Here is a 24,057-nt window from a genome sequence, read left to right as displayed (position 1 = left end):
AATGATAAAAACCAGAATAATTCCTGTTTTATTAATGAAAAATAGAGGATTATATAAAGGAATAAAGTTTAAAAATCATAAATATGTAGGGGATCCAATTAATACAGTAAGGATTTTCAACGAAAAAGAGGTTGATGAACTAATAATATTTGATATAGAAGCAAGTAAAGCTAATAAATCAATAGATTTTGATTATTTAAAAGAGGTGGTTAGTGAAGCTTTTATGCCTATTGGATATGGAGGAGGGATAAAATCTGTTAAAGACGCTGAAAATCTATTCAAAATAGGAATAGAAAAAGTAATATTAAATACGCATGCAATTTTAAATTTTCAATTAATAAAAGAACTGGTTAAAAACTTTGGCTCTCAAAGTGTAGTTTTTTCTTTAGATTACAAAAAAACTTTTTTCAATGGCTATAAAGTTTTTATAAAAAGTGGAACAAAAAAAACCAGTTATAAGCCGGAAGATATAGCTTCAATCATGGAAGATTTAGGAGCTGGAGAAATAATACTCAATGATATTGATAGAGATGGAACTTTTAATGGATATAACATAGAAATGATAAAAGAAATCTCGTCAAATCTTTCTATCCCCTTAATAGCATGTGGCGGAGCAAGAAATTTAAAGGATTTTAAGATGGCAAAAGATGCAGGAGCAAGTGCTTGCGCAGCTGGAAGCATGTTTGTATTCCATATGCCTCACAGAGCAGTAGTGATATCATACCCAAGATATGAAGAACTTAAAAAAGTATTAGGAGAGAATTAATGCAGGAATTTATAGATTTATTAAGAGAAAAATTAGTTGAAATTAACGAAAAACCTAAAAGATGCAAAAGGTGTCTTATGGATGAAACAGCAGAAGGTATTGTTTTTACCGAAACAGGATGTAATTATTGTGACGAATTTTTAAAAATTTTAGATAATCCTCCTAAAAAAATAAATTTGAGTTTAGAAGAGCTCGTAAATAAAGTTAAAAAAGACGGCAGAAATAAACCTTATGACTGCATAGTCGGACTAAGCGGAGGTGTAGATAGTTCCTATACTTTAGTGAAAGTAAAAGAATTAGGGCTGAGACCCCTTGCTGTTCATATGGATAATGGTTGGGATAGTGAGCTTGCAGCAAATAATATAAAAAACCTTGTAGAAAACTTAGGTGTGGATCTATATACTCATGTTATTGATTGGGATGAATATAGGCAATTAATGCAAGCCTTTTTTGATGCAGATGTTATAGACATAGAATTACTATATGATAATGCAATGCTTGCAGTTTGTTATCAACAGGCAAATAAATATGGATTAAAATATATATTAGCTGGAACAAATTCATCAACAGAAGGTATGATATTACCCCGCAACTGGAATTGGTTTAAGTGGGATAAGAAAAATATAAAAAATTTGGCAAAACTTAAAAGAATTAAGATAAAAACATTTCCCGCTATAGGTACATTAGATAAGATTTATTATGAATTTGTTAAAGGTATAAAGTGGATTTCTTTTTTGGATTACTTACCAAGCTACAATAAATTTGAAGCATTAGAAGCATTACAAAAACAATTTAATTATAAACCGTATCCATATAAACATTATGAATCCGTATTTACCCGATTTTATCAAGGGTTCATTTTGCCAGTAAAATTTGGAGTTGATAAAAGAAAAAACCATTTATCAACACTTATTTTAACCAATCAAATGAAAAAAGAAGATGCAATTAAAACGCTTCAAGAAATTCCATATCCAACAGAACAAGAGTTAAAAGATGATATTGAATATTTTCTAAAGAAAATGAATTGGACTAAAGATGATTTAAAAGATTACTTACAAAGACCTGAAAAGCCTCATAAACAATATGGAAGCGAAATTAGCCTATGGAATTTTTTTAAAGAGATTTACAAGAAAATAAACAAATGAAAATCCTAACAATACTTGGAGCAAGGCCACAATTTATAAAAGCAGGAGCAGTGAGTAGAGCAATAAAAGAATATAATGAGCAACTTACTAATCACAAATCACTAATCACTGAAATTATCGTTCACACAGGTCAGCATTATGATGCAAATATGAGTGATATATTTTTTGAAGAGATGAAAATTCCAAAGCCAGATTATTATTTAGGAATAGGTGGAAAATCTCATGGCGCAATGACAGGGCAAATGATAGAAAAAATTGAAGAAGTTACACTAAAAGAGAAACCAGATTGGATAATGGTTTATGGTGATACAAACTCAACTCTTGCAGGAGCAATTGTGGCAAGTAAACTTCATATAAAATTAGCTCATGTAGAAGCAGGACTTAGAAGTTTTAACATGAAAATGCCTGAAGAGGTAAATAGAATACTTACAGATAGAGTAAGTGATATACTGTTTTGTCCAACAGATACAGCAGTAGAAAATCTAAAAAAAGAGGGATTTCCATTTATAACTGCATCAGGAAATAAACAAAGAATAGTTAATGTAGGTGATGTAATGTTAGATGTAGCATTATATTACAAGCAATTTGCTAAACCACCAAATCATCTACCCATTCACTCATTAACCCATTCATCCTTTATATTATGTACAATTCACAGAGCCGAAAATACCGATAATCCTGAAAGACTAAAAAATATATTTGAAGCATTAGAAAAAATTGCAAAAGATACTCAAATTGTTTTGCCTCTTCATCCAAGAACAAAACAAAAATTAGAAAAATTATCGCTACCTCTAAATTCTATCACTATAATTGATCCAATAGGATATTTAGAAATGATCTGGCTTCTTGATAATTGTGAATTAGTTATTACAGATAGTGGGGGACTTCAAAAAGAAGCTTACTTTTTTAAAAAGCCATGTATTACATTAAGAGATGAAACAGAGTGGGTAGAGTTGGTTGAAATTGGTGCGAATGTGTTAGTTGGAGCTGATAAGGATAAGATAGTGAAAGTAGTTAATGACAGTGACAGATATTTTGAAAAGTTTTACAGTCAGCTATCATTAAACACTTTTACCAATATTTATGGAGACGGTAAGGCTGGTAAATTGATTTGCAATTATATCCAAGATCGGGTTTCAGATGAATAAAAACAGTATTCTTTTTATTAATTACTATTTTCCACCTGTAAAAGCTGTAGGTAGTATTGGAAATTATAAGATCGCAAAAGGTTTTTTAGAAAACAATTGGAATGTCTATATTATATCAACTGCAGGCTGTGGGTTGAACAAAGATTATTCGTGCTATAGTGAAATTAGAGCAGACAAAAAATGCTATAATATAGACGGTAAATACATTTTAAAAATATTTAATGTTTTGAAAAGTAAACTATTCAAAGCAAGTAATATCTATTCAAAAAAAGAAAAAAACGATATTAAACATAAAGAGTCAATATTGAATTCGCATTTATCAATTTTATATGAAGGTAATTTATTTTATATAATTCAAGCAATATATTATTCTATATTCTATATTAAAAAATATAATATAGAATATATTTTTACATCATACTCACCATTAGCCGATCATATATTAGGATTAATTCTCAAAGAAATATTTCCAAATCTAAAATGGATTGCACATTTTAGAGATTTAAGAATAACAAATGATAATAAGAGTAAGGTAGATTTGAAGATAGAAAGGACTATATTAAAAAAAGCTAATGTTGTAACTGGAGTCTCTAAAGGTATTTTAGATGAACTTAATAATATTTTTCCAACGAATAAATATTTTATCCTAAGAAATTGCATAGATAAAATTTATATAGATACCCAAGAAAAAACAAAAAATGATAAGTTTAAGATTATATACACAGGTAAATTGTATGCAGGAAAAAGAAATTTTAATGTTTTATTAAAAGCAATAAACAAGTTGCCCTCAGATATTAAAAAAAATATACAGCTGATATATGCAGGGGGCGATTCTGAATTATTTAAAAATCTACTTATCAGAAATAAGATAGATATGCCATCAATAAACATCGTTACTTACAATAATCTAACCTGGAAATCTTCGATAGAATTACAATCAAATGCAGATTTACTACTACTTCTCACCTGGAGTTATAAAGGAAATAAGGGTATTTTAACGGGTAAACTTTTTGAATATTTAATGCACGAAAAACCTATCTTGGGAATTGTAAATGGAGAAAAAGACAAAGAGCTTGAGGAGATCTGGAATAAAGGAAATTTAGGTCTTTTGGTTTACAATAAAAATGAGTATGTAGATTTAATTGTCGACTTTATAATAAAACTCTATCTACTAAAAAACAGAGAATCATGGAAATACAAAACTAATTATATAAATAATTTTTATTGCTCTAACATGGTAGGAAAGTTTATTAAAAATGCATTATTTTAAATGATAGCATTTATATAGTTCAATATTTTATTTGGAGGATAGGATGGACATTATAACTTTGTTATACAGTGTAGGTATAGCCACAGGTTTTTGCACAAAATTAAGAGTTATGCATTTAATTGGGTTATCTGAGATATCTTTTTTAGTTATAGTTTTAATGGCAATTTTTAGGGAAAAATTTGCCTCGCTATATCAGCATTCTAATATTAAAAATGATATGTTTATAATGTTTTTTATACCTATAATTATTATATTTGTAAATCCACTAATGACATTACTAAATTACAAATTTCTACATTTATGCTGTTTATATCCGCATTATATACCCGGTTATATTATGGCATTTTTAATTTTTTTGGCAACTCTATTATATCTAAATAACAATAAAATTAACTTAAGAAAAATCAGTATTTTTTCTGCTATTATTTTTATTGCATTAAACATCATTGTAACGCTATGTGGTAAAAACTATTATATGTGGAATATATATAGATTTGATAGTTTTGCTATAAATCCCAATCAAGTTGCTATATACGGTTTTTTTATGATATTCCTACTCTGGCAAGATATTAATCTTAAAAAAGCAAATTTTATAAACAACATTACACTAACCACAATAATAATTTTTATTGTTTACTTTACAAAAAGCGATGCCTTTTATTTAGCTGTTTTTTTAGCCTTTGTTTCATGTGTAATATTGTTTTTGCTAACTTACAACAAAACTACTTTTATAATAACAATTTTTTTCTTTGTAATTGCAATTGCTTTATCTTTACAGCATTTAGATTTTCTTGTTGAATTATGGAAGAAAGCCGATGATGGTACTTTTAATAGATTATATTTAACTGTAAATGGTATCAAAGCTCTAAGCTACTCTCCTTTTGCTGGATTAGGAAGTGGTTCTTTTTCGGGTATAGTTAAACCATTTAGCGGCAGTGAAGTTCACAATACATTTTTGGATTTTTCTGTAAGATTTGGAGTTGTATTTGCAACCTATATTTATTACATAATTGTAAAATATATTGTGTATACAATAAAAAACAGACAAATATACAGATCAGGCGTAGGTATTGGACTATTATCACTTTCTCTTTTCCACTTTATTGGCAGACATTTTACATTTTGGGTTATCTTGGCAATAATGTATTATATATTTAGTCACAATAAACAATTACAATAAATCTTATTCTACGGTATATGTGCGGAATAGCCGGTTTTTGTAATATCTCTGCTGATATTAACAGATCAAAAAAGCTGCTTCACCATAGAGGACCTGATGATAATGGTGAATTTATTGATGATAATTTAGCTCTTGTTCATACCCGTCTTGCAATTCAGGATATTCAATATGGCAAACAACCTTTCATTTTTGAAGATTTTGTTATTATTTTCAATGGGGAAATTTACAATCATCTTGAAATAAGAGAAAATTATCTTAAAAAATTTAAATTCAAGACAAATTCTGACACTGAAACTCTTCTTTATCTTTATTTAAAAAAGAATAAAGACATGTTTGACATAATTGATGGAATGTTTGCATTCTGTATTTATGATAAAAATAGAAAAACTTTGTTTTTAGCAAGAGATAGAGCTGGTAAAAAGCCATTATATTACTACATCAAAGATAAAAAATTTGCTTTTGCAAGTGAACTAAAAGTGTTGCAGAAGATTTTAAATCCTGAAATAAATTATGATGCAATCAATCAGTATCTATCCACTGGTTTTTTTTATAAGCCTTACACTCCTTACAAAGATATTTTTGAGCTTGAAAATGGAACATGGATGGAAATAAATTTGAATAATTTTTTTATAAAAAAAGGAAAGTTTTTTAATATTGAAAAATTTTATACGAATAAATTTTCTAAAAAAGAAAATGAAATTATTGATGAAATTGATGATAAATTAACTCAATCTGTTAAAAATAGGTTATTTGCAAGTGATGTTGAGGTTGGTGCTTTTTTAAGTGGAGGAATAGATAGCGGTTTAATTGTTGCAAAGGCAAGTGAATTTACAAATATTAGAACTTTTACTGTAAAAATAGAAGGAAATCTCGACGAAAGTTCTCTTGCAGAGCTTGTCGCAAAAAAATATTCCACAAAGCACACAATTATTGAAATTTCAATGGATTTAAAGAATGATATAGAAAAGATTTTATTAAATTATGGCAAGCCATTTTTTGATTCATCTGCAATCCCAAGCTATTATGTGAGCAGACAAGCAAGAAAGTATGTAAAGGTTATTCTAAATGGTGATGGTGCAGATGAACTGTTTGCTGGATACAGAAGGTATGTTCCAATTGCAAATAACTGGATAAATTTTGCAAAGTATTTTTCGTTTTTACAAAATTTAATTACCCCAGAAAGTCGTGGAATAAAAATGTTTATCTATAGACTTTTAAGGCTTTCAAAAAAAAAGGGTATTAATTTTTATAATGTCTTTTTAAATGATATTTTTGAGGATTTTTATTCTTTTAATAGTCAAATTATCAGTAAACTTGATGATTATATAAAAAAAATAATGCATAAAAATTTTACGCCTCTTTCAAAAGTAATGCTACTTGATTTTGAATTAAATCTTGTAAGTGACCTTGTTGTTAAAATGGATATTGCAACAATGAGCAATTCTTTGGAGGGAAGAAGTCCTTTTTTAAGCAAGTATTTCCTTGAATATGCTCCACAAATTCAGGATAATTTTAAAATAAATGGATTTACAACAAAGTATATTTTAAGAAAGCTTGCTAAAAGATATCTTCCAGAAAAATTAATAACTCAGCCAAAAAGAGGTTTTGAAGTTCCATTAAAAAAATGGGTGAATAATGAATTAAGAGAAGTTATATTTGATTATTTGAACAAAGGGTGTTTTTCAGAAAATTTTATTGAAAGAAAATTTATTGATAAACTCCTTGAAAAAAAGATAAAAATAGCAGAAGAAAAAAGAGCAAAAATGTTATGGATAATGTTTACTCTTGAGGTATGGAAGAAAAATATTTGACAGATAAATTTTTATGTTGTACATTAATTTAAAGTTGGACAAGGAGTAATATATGATTAAAAAAATGGGAATTAGAGAAATTACAAAAAATTTTAGCGCTATTGACAGATATGACTATATTGAAATTGAAGATAAAAAAACTCACCAGATAAAAGGGATTATTGTTTCTGGACGGTATGTTAATGAAATTAGAGATATAGTTAGAAAAGTAATTGAAGAGAAAAAGAAAAAAGAAATTGATGAAATTCTAAGATTTGCAGGAATTGCAGATGGAGATACTACAAATTTATCAGAAAAAGAGTTAAGGATAATTCATGCAAAAAAATACACGGATAAATAGAGTATTTTTAGACACAAATATAATAATTGACATCATTGATACTACAAGAAAATACCATCATTACGCAAAAAAGATAATAGAAATTATTTATAATAATAAAATTGAAGTTGTTATTAGTGAAAACATGCTTACAACAATTTATTATATTGTAACAGATAAAATAAATGTTTTAAAGTTTTTAGATTATATTGTTAAAAATTGGTATGTATATTCATACAGTAGAGAATTAATAAAAAAAGCTATTAAGATTTCGATAAAAAATCAGGTTGACTTTGAAGATGTGTTGCAGTGTTTGTGTGTGTTAGAAAATAAATGCGAAATTCTTATTACAAATGATAAAAAATTTTACAATTGTGGAATTAAAATAATGAAAAGTGAAGAATTTATAAAGGTTTTTTAAGAAATCTGAGAAACAAGAAAGTTATGTATAGCATTTACTTTTAAGATTGGTGTACAAGGCAAAAACAAGAAAAAAGCATGATAAAAAAAAGATTATTCTGGTTTAGTAAAAACTCAAAGGTAAATAAAGTAACAGTGATAGAGCATATTTTAAAATATGGAGATTTTGATGATATTTTAGAATTGTTTAAGAGATACAGAAAAGATGAAATACAGTATATATGGTTTAAAACAATGGCAGATGATAAAAGGTTTATAAAAATCAATCTCATGCTTGCAAGAGTATTTTTTAATATGGATATTGAAACAGATTATCTAAGAAAATTAAATGAAAAAAGATTTAAAATTTCATTGTCTATCAAAGAACACTGAAAATGTTTTGAAAAAACTTATAAATTATGATTATATGAGTAATTTCGTGCTTGTTGGAGGCAGTGCGTTAACTTTAAGATTATGTCATAGGATAAGCGAGGATTTAGATTTTTTTACTTTTCACAAAGAAAATTTTAATATTAATAAATTAAGGGAAATCTTAACTCCTTTCAGTGAAAAAGAAATAGTTAACATTAGTGATGAGCAGATTGATATATTTCTTGATGGAGTCAAAGTAACATTTTTTAATGCAGGATGGAATTTTCTTAAGCCTAAGGAAATCTCAAATTTCAATGTGGCATCATTAAAAGATATTGCAGTAATGAAAATCAATACCCTTTTTTTAAGGGCAAAATATAGAGATTATTACGACCTATATTTTTTATCTCAATACTTTACTCTAAATGAGTTATATGAGTTTTCTCGAAATATATTGCAAGGCATAAATAAAAAACTGTTCATTGCTGCATTGTTGTTTATTGACGATATTGATGATGAAGATATTGAATACCTAAAACCTGCCAAAAAGGTATCTTTAAAAGACATTAGAAAACATTTTGAAACAAAAATTAAAAAAGAATTTCATCTATGAAAATAGCTTTTCTTAGCCATTTAGATTTAAATTTGTATCTTTTTAGACTTCCTATTATGAAAGAGTTAGTAAGTCGTGGAGTTGAAGTTTATGCTATTGTTCCACGAGGTGAAGTTTTTGATGAGTTTAAACATTATGGGATAAAAGCGGTTGAATATAAAACAATTAGAGGCTCACTAAATCCACTAAATGCAATAAAAACAATAAAAAATATAAATGAAGTTGTAAAAAACATAAATTCAGATATTCTACACTCTTTTACTCATCAGCCAAATATTTATGGGGCATTTAGTGATACCAAAAACTATATTCAAACAATAACAGGGCTTGGGAGTTTCTTTATTTATAACGATTTAAAATCAAAAAAAATTAGAAAAGTAATTGAGAGTTTATATAAGATAACTTCAAAAAAAGCAAAAAAAGTTATTTTTCAAAACAGTGATGATTTAAATTATTTTGTTGAAAAAGGGCTGGTTAATAGTAAAAAAGCAGTTTTGATAAAAAGTAGTGGCATTGATACAAAGGAGTGGGTTAGTAAAAATAGGCCTAAAAATAAAAAACCAGTGGTTTTAATGGTAGCAAGGGTTTTAAAAGATAAAGGAGTTGAAGAGTATATAAAAGCAGCTGAGATTTTAAAAGATAAGGCAGAATTCTGGTATGCAGGTGATATTGATAGAGGTAATAAAAATACCTTTAAGCCTGATTGGAAAAATGTTAAATATTTAGGTTTTAGAAGCGACATAAAAAACTTAATAGAAAAGTGTGATATTTTTGTTCTGCCAAGCTATAGAGAAGGAATACCAAGAACCCTGCTTGAGGCAGCCTCTATGTCTAAACCGATAGTGACAACTGATGCAGTTGGGTGTAGAGAAGTCGTAGATGATGGATTTAACGGATTTTTAGTACCAATAAAAGATCACAAAAGTTTAGCAAAAAAAATAGAAGTTTTAATCGATGATAAAAATCTAAGAGAAAAAATGGGGGATAATTCAAGAAAAAAAGCAGTTAGTGAATTTGATATAAAAGTAGTAGTTAGTAAATATTTAGAAATTTATAAGGAGGTATTAAATGGCGTTAGTTCATGAGACTTATTCGTATGATGATTATAAATTGTGGGAAGGGAAATGGGAGTTAATTGATGGAGTGGCTTATGCCATGACTCCGAGTCCTGTTAAAAAACATCAAAATTTAAGTGTAAGAATTGCGGGAATGTTAGAAAATTTTATGGAAAATTGTAAAGAGTGTGAGGTTGTAATCGAGCAAGATTATAAAATAAGTGAATTTACTGTTTTAAGACCAGACATTGCAGTTGTATGTAATGATGAAAACCCAGATTATATTTCAAAAGCGCCTGAAATTGTGATTGAGATTATTTCAGCCTCAACAGCTTATAGAGATGAAAAAATAAAATTTGAGTTATATGAAAAAGAAAAAGTTAAATATTATATAATTGTATATCCAGGCGAGTTAAAAGCAAAAGTTTATAAATTAATAGATTTTAAATATACAAAATTAGGAGATTTTTTTGAAGAAACAATAGAATTTAACGACATTAAGTGTAATCCTAAAATAGATTTTTATAAGGTTTTTAAACGATACAAAAATGTATAGAAATTTTTTTAAACCCTTACTGGATAAGGTTTTAGCTACAATTTTAATTATTATTTTTTCTCCTATTATGTTAATAGTCGTAATAGGAATTTATTTATGGGATGGAAGACCCATTATTTTTAAGCAAAAGCGCCCGGGATATAAGGAAAAAATCTTCGAAATATATAAATTTAGAACAATGACCAATGAAAAGGATAAGCAGGGAAACCTTTTGCCGGACAAAGATAGACTTAAAGGATTTGGTAAAATTATAAGAGACTTAAGTATAGATGAGCTACCTCAGCTATTTAATGTCCTGAAAGGCGACATGAGTTTTGTTGGACCAAGACCACTATTGATTGAGTATTTACCTTTATACAAAAGCTGGCAGAGAAAGAGGCATGATGTTAAGCCCGGCATTACGGGTCTTGCTCAAGTAAAAGGTAGAAATGCCATCAGCTGGAGAAAAAAATTTAAGTATGATGTATTTTATGTAAACCATGTAAGTTTCTGTTTGGATATAAAAATATTGCTATGGACTTTACAAAAGGTTATAAAAAAAGAGGGTGTGTATCAAAACACCAACACAACCATGGAGAAATTTAATGGAGAAAATTAAAGTTTTGATAACAAGTGCAGGAAGAAGGGTTAGTCTTGTAAATAATTTTAAAAAGCATGCTATAGTTTACTGCTGCGATAATATACCAGAATTCAGTGCGGCTTGTCATATAGCGGATTTTAGTTTTAAAGTACCACCTGTTAATTCTACAGATTATATAAATACTCTTTTAGATATATGTAAAAAGGAAGGTATTAATATAGTTGTACCTACAATAGATCCAGAGTTGCCAGTTTTAGCAAAATTTAAAAAAGATTTTGAACATGAAGGCATATCCATAGCAATTTCAGAAGAAAGTTTGTGTGATACTTTTTCTTTAAAAACTAAAACATACGATTTTTTTAAAAAAAACGCCTTTAATACACCTGAGATTATAATTGATTTTCTTAAAGCAAAATATCCACTTTTTGCAAAGCTCAATAATTCATCATCTTCTCAAGGTGCTACTATAGTTATCAACCATCAAGAAGCTGAAATTTTGCTATTAAAAAACAAAGAATATGTGTTTCAAGAGTTTATCGAGGGGCAAGAGTATACTGTTGACATGTTTTTTGATAGAAAAGGTAATTTAATTTGTGCTGTGCCAAGAGAAAGAATTAAAGTAAGGTGCGGTGAGGTTGAAAAAGCCAGAACTTCTAAAAACCCCACAATATTAAAGGAAATAAAAAAATTATCTAAGAAACTGATAGGAGCATATGGTGTTATAACTACACAACTCTTTTTAAAAAACGATGAAATTTACTTTATTGAAATAAATCCACGCTTTGGTGGTGGATACCCTTTAAGCTATTTAGCTGGTGCTGATATGGCAAAAATGCTGATTGATGATTTTTTAGGCAAAAATTTAACCTACACTGAAGAGTGGAAAGATAATCTCATTATGCTTAGATATGATGCCGAGGTGTTAGTAGATGGTAATAGTATTTGACCTTGATGACACCTTATACGATGAAATTGATTTTGTAAAAAGTGGTTTCTTAGAAATAAGTGAGTATTTAGGATCAAGTCACTATTTTGATTTTATGTGGGAAGAATTTTTAAAAGCAGGTAGTGGTAAAATTTTCAATAAACTCATAGATAGATTCAAAATTTCTATACCACTTCAAAAACTCATTGAGATATATAGATTTCACAAGCCAAAAATCTCACTCAGAGAAGATGCTTCCAATATTTTAGGACGTATTAAGTGTAATATATCTTTAATAACAGATGGTCACTATATTATGCAAAAAAACAAATTTTATGCTCTCAACTTGAATTTATATATTAAAAAACCAATTTTTTCTGATTTCCTACATTCCCACAAACTTGAAGTCAAACCTTTTTTAGAAGTAATGAAACTTTTTCCTAACGATGAATATGTGTATATAGGTGATAATCCTCAAAAAGACTTTACAATACCAAAAAGATTATCGTGGATAACAATCAGATTAAAAAATAAAAGAGGTATATATTCTAACATAGAAAACAACGCTGACTTTGAAATTCTAAATTTAGAAGAAATTTACAATACATTAAAAATATAGGAAAAGCAGAATGCCTAAACAAATCTTTCTCTCTCCTCCTCATATGGGGAAAAATGAGATAAAATATGTAAAAGAAGCTTTTGAAAGCAACTACATTGCACCGGTTGGGCCGTTTATTGAGAAATTTGAACATGCTATATGCAACTATACAAAAGCTAAATACAGCGTGGCTTTATCAAGTGGTACAGCAGCCATACATCTTGCTTTGAGAATACTAAATATCAAAAGCAGTGACAAAGTTCTTGCATCAACATTTACATTTATAGGCTCTGTTGCACCTATTTTATACCAGAACGCAGAGCCAATCTTTATAGATAGCGATGAAAGCTGGAATATAGACCCGAATCTTGTTGAGGAAGCCATCAAAAAAGAAAAACCAAAAGCTATTATTGTAACACATCTTTATGGTCAACCTGCCAAAATTGACGAGATCATGAATTTGGCTTTAAAATACGGCGTGTATGTGATAGAGGATGCAGCAGAATCCTTAGGAGCAACACTAAAAAACAAACACACAGGCACTTTTGGACATTTTGGTGTGTATAGTTTTAACGGTAACAAGATTATAACAACAGGCGGAGGTGGAATTCTTGTAAGCAACAACAAAGAATGGATTGAAAAGGCAAGGTTTTTAGCCTCACAGGCAAAGGAAAATGAATACTGGTATGAGCACAAAGAAATAGGCTACAATTATAGAATGAGCAATGTGTTGGCAGCAATAGGGCTTGGTCAGGTTGAGGTATTAAAAGAAAGGATCAGAAAAAAAAGGGAGATATTTAAAATTTATTCACAAAACTTAAGCGAAATCGCTGAATTTATGCCAGAAATTAAAAACGCATACGGAAATAGGTGGCTTACAACCTGTCTGTTTAAAGATAAAAACCCTATAAAAGTACTTGAATATTTAAAAAATTTTAACATAGAAACAAGACCACTGTGGAAACCAATGCACCTACAACCTGTATTTAAATCAGCAAAAGCCTATATAAACGGAAAAAGTGAGTCGTTTTTTAAAAAAGGTTTATGTATGCCAAGTGGCACAGCCTTAAGTTTTGAGGAGGTGAAACGAATCTGTGAACTTATTAAAAAAGTCTAAAACAACACGCGCCATCTTTTTTATAATCGGTGATTTTCTGCTTTCCTTTGTCTCACTATACACAGCTTATCTTTTGAGATTTAACTTCCATATTCCCGTAGATTTTTACCACTCATTCACCAAGATTTTTTTTGTTTTTGCTATTTTAAAGATACTCTTTCTCTACACATTCAGGTTATATTTTGTAAGCTGGAGATATTTTTCCTTACTTGAGCTAAAAGAGCTAACCATCGCCTTAATAGCTGCATATATATACGGCTTTATGATTATATTTTTTTTTAGAAACTTTTTTTTGCCTTATCCAAGAAGTGCAATATTAATCGATTTTGTTTTGAGCTTTATTTTTATAGGTTTTTTTAGGATTTCAAAAAGACTCTTTTTAGAAAACAATACAAAAAATAAGCCTCCTGCTATAATAATAGGCGTATCCGACAAAGCTGCAACGATCTTTAAACAGGATTTTCCCTTTAATGTTGTAGGTGTATTTGATGAAAGCAAAGAAACAATAGGAAGCTATTTTTTTGGATTTAAGGTAAGGGATATAAAAAGCATACCGGAAAATATTAAAACAGCTATAATTACAAAACAACTACCGCCTGATAAACTAAATCAACTCTTTGAACTACTAAAAGATAAAAATATAGAGGACATCAAAATTTACAATCCCTTTTCCAACATAATAAGGGAGTTGTCCATTGAAGATTTATTGTCTCGGAAACCCCGTGATTTAGACCAAAGAGCCATATCAGAATTTGTTAAAGATAAAACGATTCTTATAACAGGTGGCGGAGGTAGTATAGGCAGCGAGCTTGTTCGCCAGTGTGTATTTTTTAAGGCAAAAAAAGTTGTGGTTATTGAAGCAAGCGAGTTTAATCTATACAAAATCAAAGAAGAGCTACCTCAAATAGAAGGCAAACTCGTAAATGTAGTGGACAAACAAGAACTTGAGAGAGTATTTAAAGAATACTCACCCGATATTGTTATCCATGCAGCAGCATATAAACATGTGCCGCTGTGTGAAGAAAATCCCCGCTCAGCTGTAATAAACAACATAATAGGAACAAAAAACACAATAGAGTTAGCAGAAAAGTATAACTGTAAAAAGTTCGTTTTGATCTCAACAGACAAGGCTGTGAGGCCAACAAGTGTTATGGGGGCAACAAAAAGGCTGTGTGAGTTATATGCTCAAAATTTTAAAGGGAAAACAGAAATTGTGAGCGTAAGATTCGGAAATGTCCTAAACAGCAGCGGCAGCGTTGTTCCCAAATTTAAAAAACTGATAGAGGAGGGTAAGCCCCTGACAGTCACACACCCAGAGGTTAAGCGCTATTTTATGCTCATACCTGAGGCATGTAAGTTGGTTTTGCAGGCTGCAAGCATAGGCAAAGGTGGTGAGATTTTTATCCTTGATATGGGAGAGCCTGTAAAGATAGTGGAGCTTGCTAAAAAAATGTTGAAAATCTATGGAAAGGATGAGAGTCAAATAGTGTTTACAGGCTTAAGAGAAGGGGAAAAGCTGTTTGAGGAGCTGCTTGTAAACGAGGCAGACAGAAAAACCCAGTATGAATCTATACTTGTAGCTAAAACAAAAACAGTTGACATAGGGTATTTAGAAAAAGGAATAAATGAACTTGTGAAATTGCATAATAAAGAGGAAATTCTGTTAAAACTCAAAGAGCTTGGTGTGGAGATAATGACTCAAAAAACATAGACAATGGCGGAGAGGGCGGGATTCGAACCCGCGGTGCGAAAAAATCGCACAGTTGATTTCGAGTCAACCGCCTTCGACCACTCGGCCACCTCTCCGCAGACCTTATAACAAAAACACCCCTTTTAGTCAATTGTAAGGTCAAATTTTTTACTTGCTTTTTTTAAACATATGTGGTATTAAGACTGCACTATGATGAATGTAGCTTTCTTTGTTTCCCATAACTTTAGCTTTTATTACTATTGGTTTGGAGGAGGGGGGTAGTCTATTTGTAAGGCTTTTTGTTGAGCCGTTTGGATAGGCTATCCTCCAGGGGATGGTCGATCCAAACGGCTTTTTTTATTGGCCGAAATTTTTTAGGAGGTGTTGTTATGATTATCGTAACGAAAAAAAGTTCAAAGGATGAGGATGTAGAACGGCTAAAACAAAAGATTGAAGAGTTAGGGTTAAAAGCTCACATCTCTAAGGGTAGCAGACGCACAATCATAGGTGTTATAGGGGATATAGACAAAAAGATAGAAAAAATAGACCCGGTTGCTGTTTTTTCTTTAGATAAAGCAGTTGATAGTGTTCACAGGGTTTCAAAACCGTACAAATTAGCATCAAGAGAAAACAAAGACTACGATACGATAATCGATGTAAAAGGAATAAAAATCGGCGGTGAGAATTTTACCATGATGGCAGGACCCTGCTCTGTGGAAAATAGAGAACAGATGCTTACAACAGCAACAGGCATAAAAAAATGCTCAGCTCATATCTTAAGGGGCGGTGCATTCAAGCCAAGAACATCACCCTACACCTTTCAGGGGCTTGGCGAAGAAGGCTTAAAACTTTTAAAAGAAGCCGGTGAAAAGACGAATATGCCCATCGTAACAGAGGTTATGAATCCAAAGGATTTAGATGTGGTTTTAAAATACGCTGACATACTGCAAATCGGGGCCAGAAATATACAGAATTTCTCTTTATTGAAGCTTGTTGGCCAAACAGACAAGCCTGTGCTTCTAAAAAGAGGTATGGCAACAACTATTCAGGAATTTTTGATGAGTGCAGAATATGTTATGAGCGAGGGAAATGCCGATGTAATTCTGTGTGAGCGAGGCATAAGAACCTTTGAAACAGCAACAAGAAACACACTGGATATATCAGCTGTTCCCGTATTAAAAAAGGAAACACATCTACCTGTTATAATAGATCCATCGCATGCTGCAGGCAAAAGGGAGTATGTACCGGCTTTAGCAAGGGCAGCAATAGCAGCAGGAGCTGACGGTCTGTTAATTGAGGTGCACTACAACCCAGCCATAGCCGTTTCAGATGCAGCCCAGCAGTTAACAATTGAGGAGTTCTGTGAACTAATGGAGGATATTAAAAAGATAGCAGCTGTTGTGGGTAAGGTAATTCAATAGAAATTTTTAAAGAATAAAAACTAAATTTTTGACATTGTTTGACATAAATTTTATATTATCGAGATGAAACTTTGATGCAAAGGAAGGTAGGCTATGGCAATCAATGTTGGATTGATAGGCGCTGGAACTGTTGGAAGCGGCGTTGTTAAAATCTTAACACAAAACAGTGAAATTATTAAAAAAAGGCTGGGTTTTGAGCTTGTTTTAAAGAAGGTTTATGCAAAAAGCATCAAAGATGAAGTAAAGAATCTTGTTGAAGGAAAGATTGCAAACAGCTTTGATGAGTTGCTTTCTGACGATATCGATATAATCGTTGAGCTTATTGGCGGGATAGACGCTGCCAAGGATTTTATTCTATCAGCGATTGATAAAAAGAAAAGCGTGGTTACAGCAAATAAGGCTCTACTTGCCGAATACGGTTATGAGATTTTCTCAAAGGCTTTTGAAAATAAGGTTGATGTGGGTTATGAAGCATCCGTTGCTGGTGGCATACCCATCATAAAAGCCATAAAAGAATCATTGGCAGCAAACAATATTATATCGATCAAAGCCATTGTTAACGGCACATGCAATTACATTTTATCTGAAATGTTTAACAATGAGATGTCGTTTGATGATGCACTAAAGGATGCACAAAAAAAAGGGTTTGCCGAAGCTGATCCTACATTTGATATTGAAGGCATCGATTCAGCCCATAAAATGGCAATCCTGAGCTCAATCTCATTTGGAGATAATGTTAAGGTAGCAGATGTTTATACAGAAGGTATCAAACGAATCAGTCTGCTTGATTTAAAATTTGCCGATGAACTGGGTTATAGAATAAAGCTATTGGGTATCACAAGCCTCACGGATGGAAAAATAGATGTCAGAGTTCATCCCACAATGGTCAAAAAAGGTGATATTTTAGCCAAAACAGAGGGTGAGTTTAATGCAATCAAGGTTAAAACCGATATGGATGATGAAACTATTTATATAGGAAAGGGTGCAGGAAGCCTGCCTACAGCAAGCGCAGTTGTTGCAGATATTATGGATATTGCAAGAAACATAAACAACAAAACAAATCTGCGCGTGCCGTTAATGGCTTTTCCTTTCAATTATGTCAAAAAAAGACCTATCAAAAACATAGACGATTTAGAAATGAGCTATTACTTGAGGTTTACTGTTAAGGATCAGGCGGGCGTGCTTTCAAAGATCGCTGGCATTTTAGGCGAGTTTGACATCAGTATAAAAAGCGTTATTCAACCAAACAGGGATGAAGCGTGGGTGCCGTTGATCGTATTTACGCATACAGCCAAAGAATCAGCCATCAAACAGGCACTTTCAATCATAGAAAAGTTTAATTTTGTTAAAGAGCCTGTATTGCTTGTGAGGGTTGACGATGAATAAGAAACTCTGGGGTGGTAGATTCTCTACATCTACAGATACCACAATGGAGCGATTCTCAGAATCGATCAGTTTTGATAAAAGGTTGTATGAATACGACATCACTGGCTCGATTGTTCATGCCCAGATGCTTGCAAAAGCAGGTATCATAACAGAAGAAGAGGCTAACACAATAATAGAGGGTTTGAGAAAAATAAAACACATGATCGATGAGGGTGAGTTTGATTTTCGCATAGAGGATGAAGATATCCACATGAATATTGAGCGTAAACTCATCGAAATTGTGGGAAAGGTTGGTGGAAAACTCCATACAGCAAGAAGCAGAAACGATCAGATTGCTTTAGATATAAGGCTTTTTTTGCGCGATGCAACAGTAGAAATCTCAGATAAATTAAAAAAACTGCTTGAAGAGATTGTAGAGTTGGCAGAAAAATATATCGATGTTGTAATGCCTGGCTTTACGCATCTTCAGCATGCACAACCGGTTCTTTTTTCCCACTACCTTATGGCTTATTATGAAAAATTTAAACGGGATCGTGAAAGATTTTTAGATACAATCAAACGGATAGATGTTTTGCCACTTGGAAGTGGAGCCTTAGCTGGCACAAGTTTTCCTATTGACAGAAGGTTTGTAGCTGAAAAATTAAAATTTTCAAAGATCTCAAATAACTCAATGGATGCAGTATCTGACAGGGATTTTGCAATAGAGTATCTAAACGATGTGGCAATCTGCGCTATGCATGCGTCCCGTTTTGCCGAGGAGATGGTTATTTTTTCAACAAGTGAATTCGATTTCTTTGAATTGCCGGATGAATTCTGCACAGGCTCAAGCATTATGCCGCAGAAAAAAAATCCCGATGCAATGGAGCTTGTTAGAGGCAAAACGGCTCGTACCTACGGCAATCTCATCCAGATGCTAACACTAATGAAGGCACTGCCTTTAACATACAACAGAGACCTGCAGGAAGATAAAGAATCGCTCTTTGATTCAACAGACACAATAATGGGAATCCTGGATATTTTGATAGGTTTTATACCAAAGATAAAACCAAAATCTGAATCGCTGGAAAAATCGCTTCAAAAAGGTTACATAACAGCAACCGATGTGGCAGACTACCTGGCCAAGAAAGGCCTGCCTTTCAGGGAAGCACACAGAATTGTTGGAGAGATCGTAGCTTATGCAGAAAAACAAAACAAACAGCTCCATCAGTTAAGCATAGACGAACTAAAAGGGTTTTTTGAGCTTATCGAAAGCGATATCATAGATGTTTTATCCTACAAAAAGGCTGTTGACTCAAGAACAAGCTACGGCGGCACAGCAAGAGAAAATGTTAAAAATATGATAAAAAAAGCCAAAAGTGAATTAAAACAGCCTGATATAAATGACAGGGTCGAATGTCCAAGGTGTGGATACCCTGTAAAAATCTACAAAAATCCCATACCAACGGTTGACATAATTATTGAGGTTGACAACAAAATTGTATTAATTAGAAGAAAGAATGAGCCTTTTGGCTGGGCAATACCCGGCGGATATATAGACTACGGTGAATCTGCAGAAGATGCAGCAGTAAGAGAGGCAAAAGAGGAGACCGGGCTTGATGTTGAGCTAAAATCCCTTTTGGGTGTCTATTCAAAACCAGACAGAGACCCAAGAAACCACACAATAACAACTGTTTTTGTGGCAAAGGCAGAAGGAACACCAAAGGCTTCAGACGATGCACTTGAAATAGGTTTATTTGATAAAGACAATCTACCTCAGCCAATAGTTTTTGATCATGAAGATATTTTAAAAGACTACTTTAGCAGACTATAATGTCAAAAACAAAAACAGCCAAAAGCATCACAGGCGAGATAAAAAAACTCAATATCTTGGATGAATGTTTAAAAAATATTCCCGTAAGGGTAGGGCAGCTAACGCTATTTGATGCAACAAGAAGGATATTAAAAAACAGAAACATCACAGGCGCAAAACAGATTAAAGAGTTTCTTTTTCCCTCTCTAAATCAGCTATACAATCCCTTTTTACTTGAGGATATGGATATTGCCGTTGATAGAATTATTAGAGCTATTGGCAAAAGGGAGAATATTTTAATTGTTGGCGATTACGACACAGACGGCGTTACAGCAACAAGCCTGCTTTTGATGTTTCTTAAAGAGATTGGCATTAATGCATCCTTTTACATTCCAACAAGAGAGGATGGCTACGGTTTAAGCGTTGAGGCTATCAAAAGGGCAATAGAAAGCAAGGCATCTTTAATAATAACAGTGGATAACGGCATCACAAGTATAGATGAGGTAGAGTTTGCAAAAACTGTTGGTATCGATGTCATAATTACAGACCATCATGAGCCGCAGGATATACTGCCCAACGCATTTGCAGTAATAGATCCTAAAAGAAACAACTCCCGTTTTCCTTTTAAGGAGCTATCAGGCGTTGGTGTTGCATTCAACCTTATAATGGCCTTAAGAAATAAACTGAGAAAAAAGGGATTTTTTACAAACAAAGAAGAGCCCAACCTGAAAAAATACCTTGACCTTGTAGCACTTGGCACTTTAGCCGATATAGTGCCGCTTTTAGATGAAAACAGGGTTTGCGTAAAAATAGGTTTGTTTAATAAACAACATTCAACAGCGGGTATTGAGCTTTTGAAGAAGGTTTCTGGCATTGAGGGTAATCTCACATCAAGACATGTGGGTTTTGTTATTGCCCCGAGGATAAATGCAGCAGGTAGATTATCCGATGCATCCATTGTTGTAGATATGTTTACAAACGACAATATGGAGGAGGCAAAACTCATAGCAGAAAAGCTTGAGCAGATCAACAACGAAAGAAGAAGGCTGCAAAATCAGATAATAGAAGAGGTTGATAAGCTCGCTTGCAACTCATCAAGTAGAATCATTGTAGCCGCCAAAAAAGGCTGGCACAGGGGTTTGATTGGAATAGTGGCAAACGCCATCGCCTACAGGCATAAAAAACCATCGATAATAATAGCAAAAGAGGGTGAGTTTTCCATTGGAAGCGGCAGAAGTTTTGGCGATATCGATCTATTTAGTATTATCAAGGAAACATCCCATCTACTTGAAAGATTCGGCGGCCATAAAATGGCCGTTGGTATAACAATAAAGACAAAAAACATTGATAAATTCTACGAAAACATAAACGATATAATAAAAGAGAAATATCCAGAAGAGGCCACCATTTCTACACTTAACATAGATTGCCTATCAAACTTCAATATATTTTCAAAAAAATTTGTTGAGGAACTGTCGTTGCTTGAGCCGTTTGGCCCGCTAAACGAAGAGCCGCTTTTTTTTACTCAGAATGTAATCGTTAAAAATAAAACAATGATATTAAACCGCTATCCACGATACCTTCTTGATGATGGAACTGCAAGTTTATGGATGGTTAGTTTCGATAAGCTACAGCTTGATGTTGGCGGTATCTACGATGTTGTTTATACTGCTTATATGAAAAACGGTTATGTGTCTTTTAATATAAAAGATGTTTTTAAGTTAGATTAGGAGGTTGTTGTGAGATTATCCGAAAATGCATTGGTTGTATTAAAAAGTAGATACCTGCAAAAAGATCAAGAAGGCAACATTATAGAAACACCCGATCAGCTTATAGATAGGGTGGCAAAAGCTATAGCAGATGCCGACAAACTCTACACCTCTGATGAAAAGGAGATTCAAAAAACATACGAAGAGTTTAAAGAGATAATGAGTGAGTTGCAATTTCTACCCAATACACCCACCCTCGTTAATGCTGGAAGACCGCTGGGTCAGTTATCCGCCTGTTTTGTTCTTCCGATTGATGATAGCATGGAAAGCATATTTGATGCTGTGAAAGCCACCGCTTTAATCCACAAATCTGGTGGCGGCACAGGATTCTCTTTTTCCCGTCTAAGGCCAAAAAACGACATAGTCAGCTCAACGATGGGCGTGTCAAGCGGGCCTGTTTCGTTTATGAAGGTTTTTGATTGCGCAACAGAGGCAATCAAGCAGGGAGGCGTAAGACGCGGCGCAAATATGGGCATTTTAAGGGTAGATCATCCAGACATCCTTGACTTTATCCACTGCAAAGAAAAAGAGGGGGAATTCAGCAATTTCAATATATCTGTTGCCATAACAAATAAATTTCTACAGGCGCTTGAAAACGACGAAGAATACGAGCTTGTAAATCCTCGAAACGGTGAGGCAACAGGCAAGCTCAAAGCTTCTTTTGTGTGGGATGAAATAGCAAAAGGTGCGCACAAAAACGGAGAGCCAGGTATAATCTTTATAGACAGAATAAATGAAAAACACCCCTTATCAAAAGAGGTGGGGATAATAGAAAGCACAAACCCCTGCGGTGAACAGCCGCTTCTGCCTTATGAAAGCTGCAATCTTGGATCTATAAACCTGGGTAAATTTGTAAAAAACAAAGCAATAGACTTTGACAGTCTGGCAAGGGTTGTCAAAATAGCCGTGCATTTTTTGGATAATGTTATTGATGTAAATAAATATCCACTCAAAAAAATAGAGGAAAATACAAAGAAAAACAGAAAAATCGGCCTTGGTGTTATGGGCTTTGCAGACCTTTTAATTGATCTTGGTATCCCTTATAATTCACAGGAGGCTGTAAAAACTGCCGAAGAGGTTATGAGATTTATTCAAGAAACATCCAAAAAGGCATCCAGCGAACTTGCAGAAAAACGGGGTAATTTCCCCAATTACAAATACAGTGTTTATGCAAAAGACGAAATACCTATGAGAAACGCAACAACAACCACAATAGCTCCAACAGGCTCAATATCCATGATAGCTGATGCATCAAGCGGCATAGAACCAATATTTGCACTTGCCTACTACAAACAGGTTCTGGATGGCAAACGGCTACCGTATGTTTATGAGAGGCTGTTCAATATATTGAAGGAAAGAGGGGTTTATTCAGATGCCTTGTCAGAAAAAATTATCGACAATAGGGGAAGCCTAAAGGGTATTGAAGAAATTCCTGAGGATGTTAAAAAGCTCTTTGTGACAGCTATGGATATTTCATACAAAGCGCACATAGATATTCAGGCTGCATTTCAGAAATACACAGACAACGCCGTTTCAAAAACAATTAATATGGCAAATTCAGTTACCGTAGATGATGTAAAAGAGGCTTATAACTATGCATACAAAAAGGGCTTAAAAGGCATTACAGTCTACAGAGATGGCTCAAGAGTCGATCAGGTGCTTGTTACACCCAAAAAGGAACAAAAAATAGCAGATAGTTTTGTTAGACCTGTGGTTTTAACTGGATTTACAGAAAAGATAAGAACATCCCGCGGAACACTTTATGTAACAGTCAATACGGTTAATGGTGAGCCTGTTGAGGTGTTTGCAAATATAGGCAAATCCGGCGGTGATATATCTGCTCTCAGTGAAGCAATAGGCAGACTCATATCAATTGCTCTACAAAACGGTGTTCATGTAAAAAGCATAATCAATACGCTTATCAGTATAACGGGCGCTCAACCCATCTGGAGCAACGGCAGGTTGATAAAATCTGTGCCCGATGCTATTGCTCAGGTGTTGAGGGATCATTTCCTCAATCACGACGCAAAGCCTGCTGAACCAAAAAAATTAGCAGGTGAGGAGTGTCCTGAATGTGGTTCTCCTCTTGAGATTGTTGAAGGATGCGCAGTTTGCAGAAACTGTGGATATTCGCGATGCGGTTAGGGA

22 protein-coding genes and 1 tRNA gene are annotated in these 24,057 nt (G+C 32.7%); 22 read left to right on the top strand and 1 reads right to left on the bottom strand.

Going from position 1 to position 24,057, the window contains the following annotated elements; genetic code table 11:
• The first annotated feature begins 1 nt into the window (after nucleotide 1).
• The 17 genes from EK17_RS04845 to EK17_RS04765 all read left to right on the top strand — a co-directional run bounded on the left by EK17_RS04845 (nucleotide 2) and on the right by EK17_RS04765 (nucleotide 15,565).
• Nucleotides 2–766 (top strand): AglZ/HisF2 family acetamidino modification protein, encoded by a 765-nt coding sequence (locus EK17_RS04845; RefSeq protein WP_035588022.1) that lies wholly within the window; start codon nucleotides 2–4, stop codon nucleotides 764–766.
• Nucleotides 766–1,911, top strand: a complete 1,146-nt coding sequence (locus tag EK17_RS04840) for an N-acetyl sugar amidotransferase (protein ID WP_084675085.1) — start codon at nucleotides 766–768, stop codon at nucleotides 1,909–1,911. The genes EK17_RS04845 and EK17_RS04840 overlap by 1 nt, the downstream gene beginning before the upstream one ends.
• The gene (gene wecB / locus EK17_RS04835; protein ID WP_035588018.1) at nucleotides 1,908–3,059 is read left to right on the top strand and encodes a non-hydrolyzing UDP-N-acetylglucosamine 2-epimerase; all 1,152 of its coding nucleotides are present in this window, start codon (nucleotides 1,908–1,910) and stop codon (nucleotides 3,057–3,059) included. The genes EK17_RS04840 and wecB overlap by 4 nt, the downstream gene beginning before the upstream one ends.
• On the top strand, nucleotides 3,052–4,329 hold the full coding sequence (locus tag EK17_RS04830; protein WP_035588015.1) for a glycosyltransferase family protein: 1,278 nt from the start codon (nucleotides 3,052–3,054) through the stop codon (nucleotides 4,327–4,329). Before wecB ends, EK17_RS04830 begins: the two co-directional genes overlap by 8 nt.
• Before the next feature lie 43 nt (nucleotides 4,330–4,372).
• Nucleotides 4,373–5,509: a hypothetical protein gene (locus tag EK17_RS04825; RefSeq protein WP_035588013.1), complete on the top strand. Its 1,137-nt coding sequence runs from the start codon at nucleotides 4,373–4,375 to the stop codon at nucleotides 5,507–5,509.
• Nucleotides 5,510–5,526: 17 nt separating this feature from the next.
• The gene (gene asnB, locus EK17_RS04820) at nucleotides 5,527–7,320 is read left to right on the top strand and encodes an asparagine synthase (glutamine-hydrolyzing) (RefSeq protein ID WP_035588011.1); all 1,794 of its coding nucleotides are present in this window, start codon (nucleotides 5,527–5,529) and stop codon (nucleotides 7,318–7,320) included.
• A 52-nt stretch (nucleotides 7,321–7,372) separates the two neighbouring features.
• The gene (locus EK17_RS04815; protein WP_035588009.1) at nucleotides 7,373–7,660 is read left to right on the top strand and encodes a hypothetical protein; all 288 of its coding nucleotides are present in this window, start codon (nucleotides 7,373–7,375) and stop codon (nucleotides 7,658–7,660) included.
• Nucleotides 7,635–8,060: a PIN domain-containing protein gene (locus tag EK17_RS04810; protein WP_035588007.1), complete on the top strand. Its 426-nt coding sequence runs from the start codon at nucleotides 7,635–7,637 to the stop codon at nucleotides 8,058–8,060. The genes EK17_RS04815 and EK17_RS04810 overlap by 26 nt, the downstream gene beginning before the upstream one ends.
• A 77-nt stretch (nucleotides 8,061–8,137) precedes the next feature.
• Nucleotides 8,138–8,431 carry a hypothetical protein gene (locus EK17_RS04805; RefSeq protein WP_035588005.1) on the top strand — a complete coding sequence of 98 codons (294 nt, stop codon included), beginning with the start codon at nucleotides 8,138–8,140 and terminating at the stop codon, nucleotides 8,429–8,431.
• Nucleotides 8,388–9,023 carry a nucleotidyl transferase AbiEii/AbiGii toxin family protein gene (locus EK17_RS04800; protein WP_084675084.1) on the top strand — a complete coding sequence of 212 codons (636 nt, stop codon included), beginning with the start codon at nucleotides 8,388–8,390 and terminating at the stop codon, nucleotides 9,021–9,023. Before EK17_RS04805 ends, EK17_RS04800 begins: the two co-directional genes overlap by 44 nt.
• Nucleotides 9,020–10,108, top strand: coding sequence for a glycosyltransferase family 4 protein (locus tag EK17_RS04795; protein WP_035588001.1), 1,089 nt, complete (start codon nucleotides 9,020–9,022; stop codon nucleotides 10,106–10,108). The genes EK17_RS04800 and EK17_RS04795 overlap by 4 nt, the downstream gene beginning before the upstream one ends.
• Nucleotides 10,092–10,634 carry a Uma2 family endonuclease gene (locus tag EK17_RS04790; RefSeq protein ID WP_035587999.1) on the top strand — a complete coding sequence of 181 codons (543 nt, stop codon included), beginning with the start codon at nucleotides 10,092–10,094 and terminating at the stop codon, nucleotides 10,632–10,634. The genes EK17_RS04795 and EK17_RS04790 overlap by 17 nt, the downstream gene beginning before the upstream one ends.
• A complete protein-coding gene (locus EK17_RS04785; RefSeq protein ID WP_035587996.1) occupies nucleotides 10,627–11,232 on the top strand; it encodes a sugar transferase in 606 nt (201 codons plus the stop codon). Before EK17_RS04790 ends, EK17_RS04785 begins: the two co-directional genes overlap by 8 nt.
• Nucleotides 11,219–12,160, top strand: coding sequence for an ATP-grasp domain-containing protein (locus EK17_RS04780; RefSeq protein ID WP_035587993.1), 942 nt, complete (start codon nucleotides 11,219–11,221; stop codon nucleotides 12,158–12,160). The genes EK17_RS04785 and EK17_RS04780 overlap by 14 nt, the downstream gene beginning before the upstream one ends.
• Nucleotides 12,144–12,758, top strand: coding sequence for an HAD family hydrolase (locus EK17_RS04775; RefSeq protein WP_035587990.1), 615 nt, complete (start codon nucleotides 12,144–12,146; stop codon nucleotides 12,756–12,758). Before EK17_RS04780 ends, EK17_RS04775 begins: the two co-directional genes overlap by 17 nt.
• A gap of 43 nt (nucleotides 12,759–12,801) precedes the next feature.
• Nucleotides 12,802–13,854, top strand: a complete 1,053-nt coding sequence (locus EK17_RS04770) for an aminotransferase class V-fold PLP-dependent enzyme (protein ID WP_269557959.1) — start codon at nucleotides 12,802–12,804, stop codon at nucleotides 13,852–13,854.
• Entirely contained in the window at nucleotides 13,832–15,565 is a 1,734-nt protein-coding gene (locus tag EK17_RS04765; RefSeq protein ID WP_035587984.1) for a polysaccharide biosynthesis protein, read from the top strand. The genes EK17_RS04770 and EK17_RS04765 overlap by 23 nt, the downstream gene beginning before the upstream one ends.
• Before the next feature lie 4 nt (nucleotides 15,566–15,569).
• On the opposite strand, the gene EK17_RS04760 is transcribed toward EK17_RS04765, so the two are convergent.
• Nucleotides 15,570–15,660: transfer RNA gene (locus EK17_RS04760), tRNA-Ser, on the bottom strand.
• Nucleotides 15,661–15,933: 273 nt separating this feature from the next.
• Between EK17_RS04760 and aroF the strand changes: the two genes are divergently transcribed.
• From aroF to EK17_RS04730, 5 genes are all read left to right on the top strand, one after another.
• A complete protein-coding gene (gene aroF, locus EK17_RS04755) occupies nucleotides 15,934–16,965 on the top strand; it encodes a 3-deoxy-7-phosphoheptulonate synthase (RefSeq protein ID WP_035587976.1) in 1,032 nt (343 codons plus the stop codon).
• Nucleotides 16,966–17,058: 93 nt separating this feature from the next.
• Nucleotides 17,059–18,351 (top strand): homoserine dehydrogenase, encoded by a 1,293-nt coding sequence (locus EK17_RS04750; RefSeq protein ID WP_035587973.1) that lies wholly within the window; start codon nucleotides 17,059–17,061, stop codon nucleotides 18,349–18,351.
• The gene (gene argH / locus EK17_RS04745; RefSeq protein ID WP_051904434.1) at nucleotides 18,344–20,161 is read left to right on the top strand and encodes an argininosuccinate lyase; all 1,818 of its coding nucleotides are present in this window, start codon (nucleotides 18,344–18,346) and stop codon (nucleotides 20,159–20,161) included. The genes EK17_RS04750 and argH overlap by 8 nt, the downstream gene beginning before the upstream one ends.
• A complete protein-coding gene (gene recJ / locus EK17_RS04735) occupies nucleotides 20,161–21,870 on the top strand; it encodes a single-stranded-DNA-specific exonuclease RecJ (protein WP_051904433.1) in 1,710 nt (569 codons plus the stop codon). The genes argH and recJ overlap by 1 nt, the downstream gene beginning before the upstream one ends.
• Before the next feature lie 9 nt (nucleotides 21,871–21,879).
• Nucleotides 21,880–24,054, top strand: a complete 2,175-nt coding sequence (locus tag EK17_RS04730; RefSeq protein ID WP_035587970.1) for a vitamin B12-dependent ribonucleotide reductase — start codon at nucleotides 21,880–21,882, stop codon at nucleotides 24,052–24,054.
• The last annotated feature ends 3 nt before the right edge of the window (nucleotides 24,055–24,057 follow it).

This window comes from Hippea jasoniae (genome assembly GCF_000744435.1).
Lineage (GTDB): Bacteria > Campylobacterota_A > Desulfurellia > Desulfurellales > Hippeaceae > Hippea > Hippea jasoniae.
Note: the sequence above shows the minus strand (reverse complement) of the source record. Positions and strands in the feature narration are given on the sequence as shown.

Excerpts from the sequence above, each read along its gene's own strand:
- EK17_RS04845 (WP_035588022.1), top strand. The coding sequence starts at position 2 with ATGATAAAAACCAGAATAATTCCTGTTTTATTAATGAAAAATAGAGGA.
- EK17_RS04840 (WP_084675085.1), top strand. The coding sequence starts at position 766 with ATGCAGGAATTTATAGATTTATTAAGAGAAAAATTAGTTGAAATTAAC.
- wecB (WP_035588018.1), top strand. The coding sequence starts at position 1,908 with ATGAAAATCCTAACAATACTTGGAGCAAGGCCACAATTTATAAAAGCA.
- EK17_RS04830 (WP_035588015.1), top strand. The coding sequence starts at position 3,052 with ATGAATAAAAACAGTATTCTTTTTATTAATTACTATTTTCCACCTGTA.
- EK17_RS04825 (WP_035588013.1), top strand. The coding sequence starts at position 4,373 with ATGGACATTATAACTTTGTTATACAGTGTAGGTATAGCCACAGGTTTT.
- asnB (WP_035588011.1), top strand. The coding sequence starts at position 5,527 with ATGTGCGGAATAGCCGGTTTTTGTAATATCTCTGCTGATATTAACAGA.
- EK17_RS04815 (WP_035588009.1), top strand. The coding sequence starts at position 7,373 with ATGATTAAAAAAATGGGAATTAGAGAAATTACAAAAAATTTTAGCGCT.
- EK17_RS04810 (WP_035588007.1), top strand. The coding sequence starts at position 7,635 with ATGCAAAAAAATACACGGATAAATAGAGTATTTTTAGACACAAATATA.
- EK17_RS04805 (WP_035588005.1), top strand. The coding sequence starts at position 8,138 with ATGATAAAAAAAAGATTATTCTGGTTTAGTAAAAACTCAAAGGTAAAT.
- EK17_RS04800 (WP_084675084.1), top strand. The coding sequence starts at position 8,388 with ATGAAAAAAGATTTAAAATTTCATTGTCTATCAAAGAACACTGAAAAT.
- EK17_RS04795 (WP_035588001.1), top strand. The coding sequence starts at position 9,020 with ATGAAAATAGCTTTTCTTAGCCATTTAGATTTAAATTTGTATCTTTTT.
- EK17_RS04790 (WP_035587999.1), top strand. The coding sequence starts at position 10,092 with ATGGCGTTAGTTCATGAGACTTATTCGTATGATGATTATAAATTGTGG.
- EK17_RS04785 (WP_035587996.1), top strand. The coding sequence starts at position 10,627 with ATGTATAGAAATTTTTTTAAACCCTTACTGGATAAGGTTTTAGCTACA.
- EK17_RS04780 (WP_035587993.1), top strand. The coding sequence starts at position 11,219 with ATGGAGAAAATTAAAGTTTTGATAACAAGTGCAGGAAGAAGGGTTAGT.
- EK17_RS04775 (WP_035587990.1), top strand. The coding sequence starts at position 12,144 with ATGGTAATAGTATTTGACCTTGATGACACCTTATACGATGAAATTGAT.
- EK17_RS04770 (WP_269557959.1), top strand. The coding sequence starts at position 12,802 with ATGGGGAAAAATGAGATAAAATATGTAAAAGAAGCTTTTGAAAGCAAC.
- aroF (WP_035587976.1), top strand. The coding sequence starts at position 15,934 with ATGATTATCGTAACGAAAAAAAGTTCAAAGGATGAGGATGTAGAACGG.
- EK17_RS04750 (WP_035587973.1), top strand. The coding sequence starts at position 17,059 with ATGGCAATCAATGTTGGATTGATAGGCGCTGGAACTGTTGGAAGCGGC.
- argH (WP_051904434.1), top strand. The coding sequence starts at position 18,344 with ATGAATAAGAAACTCTGGGGTGGTAGATTCTCTACATCTACAGATACC.
- recJ (WP_051904433.1), top strand. The coding sequence starts at position 20,161 with ATGTCAAAAACAAAAACAGCCAAAAGCATCACAGGCGAGATAAAAAAA.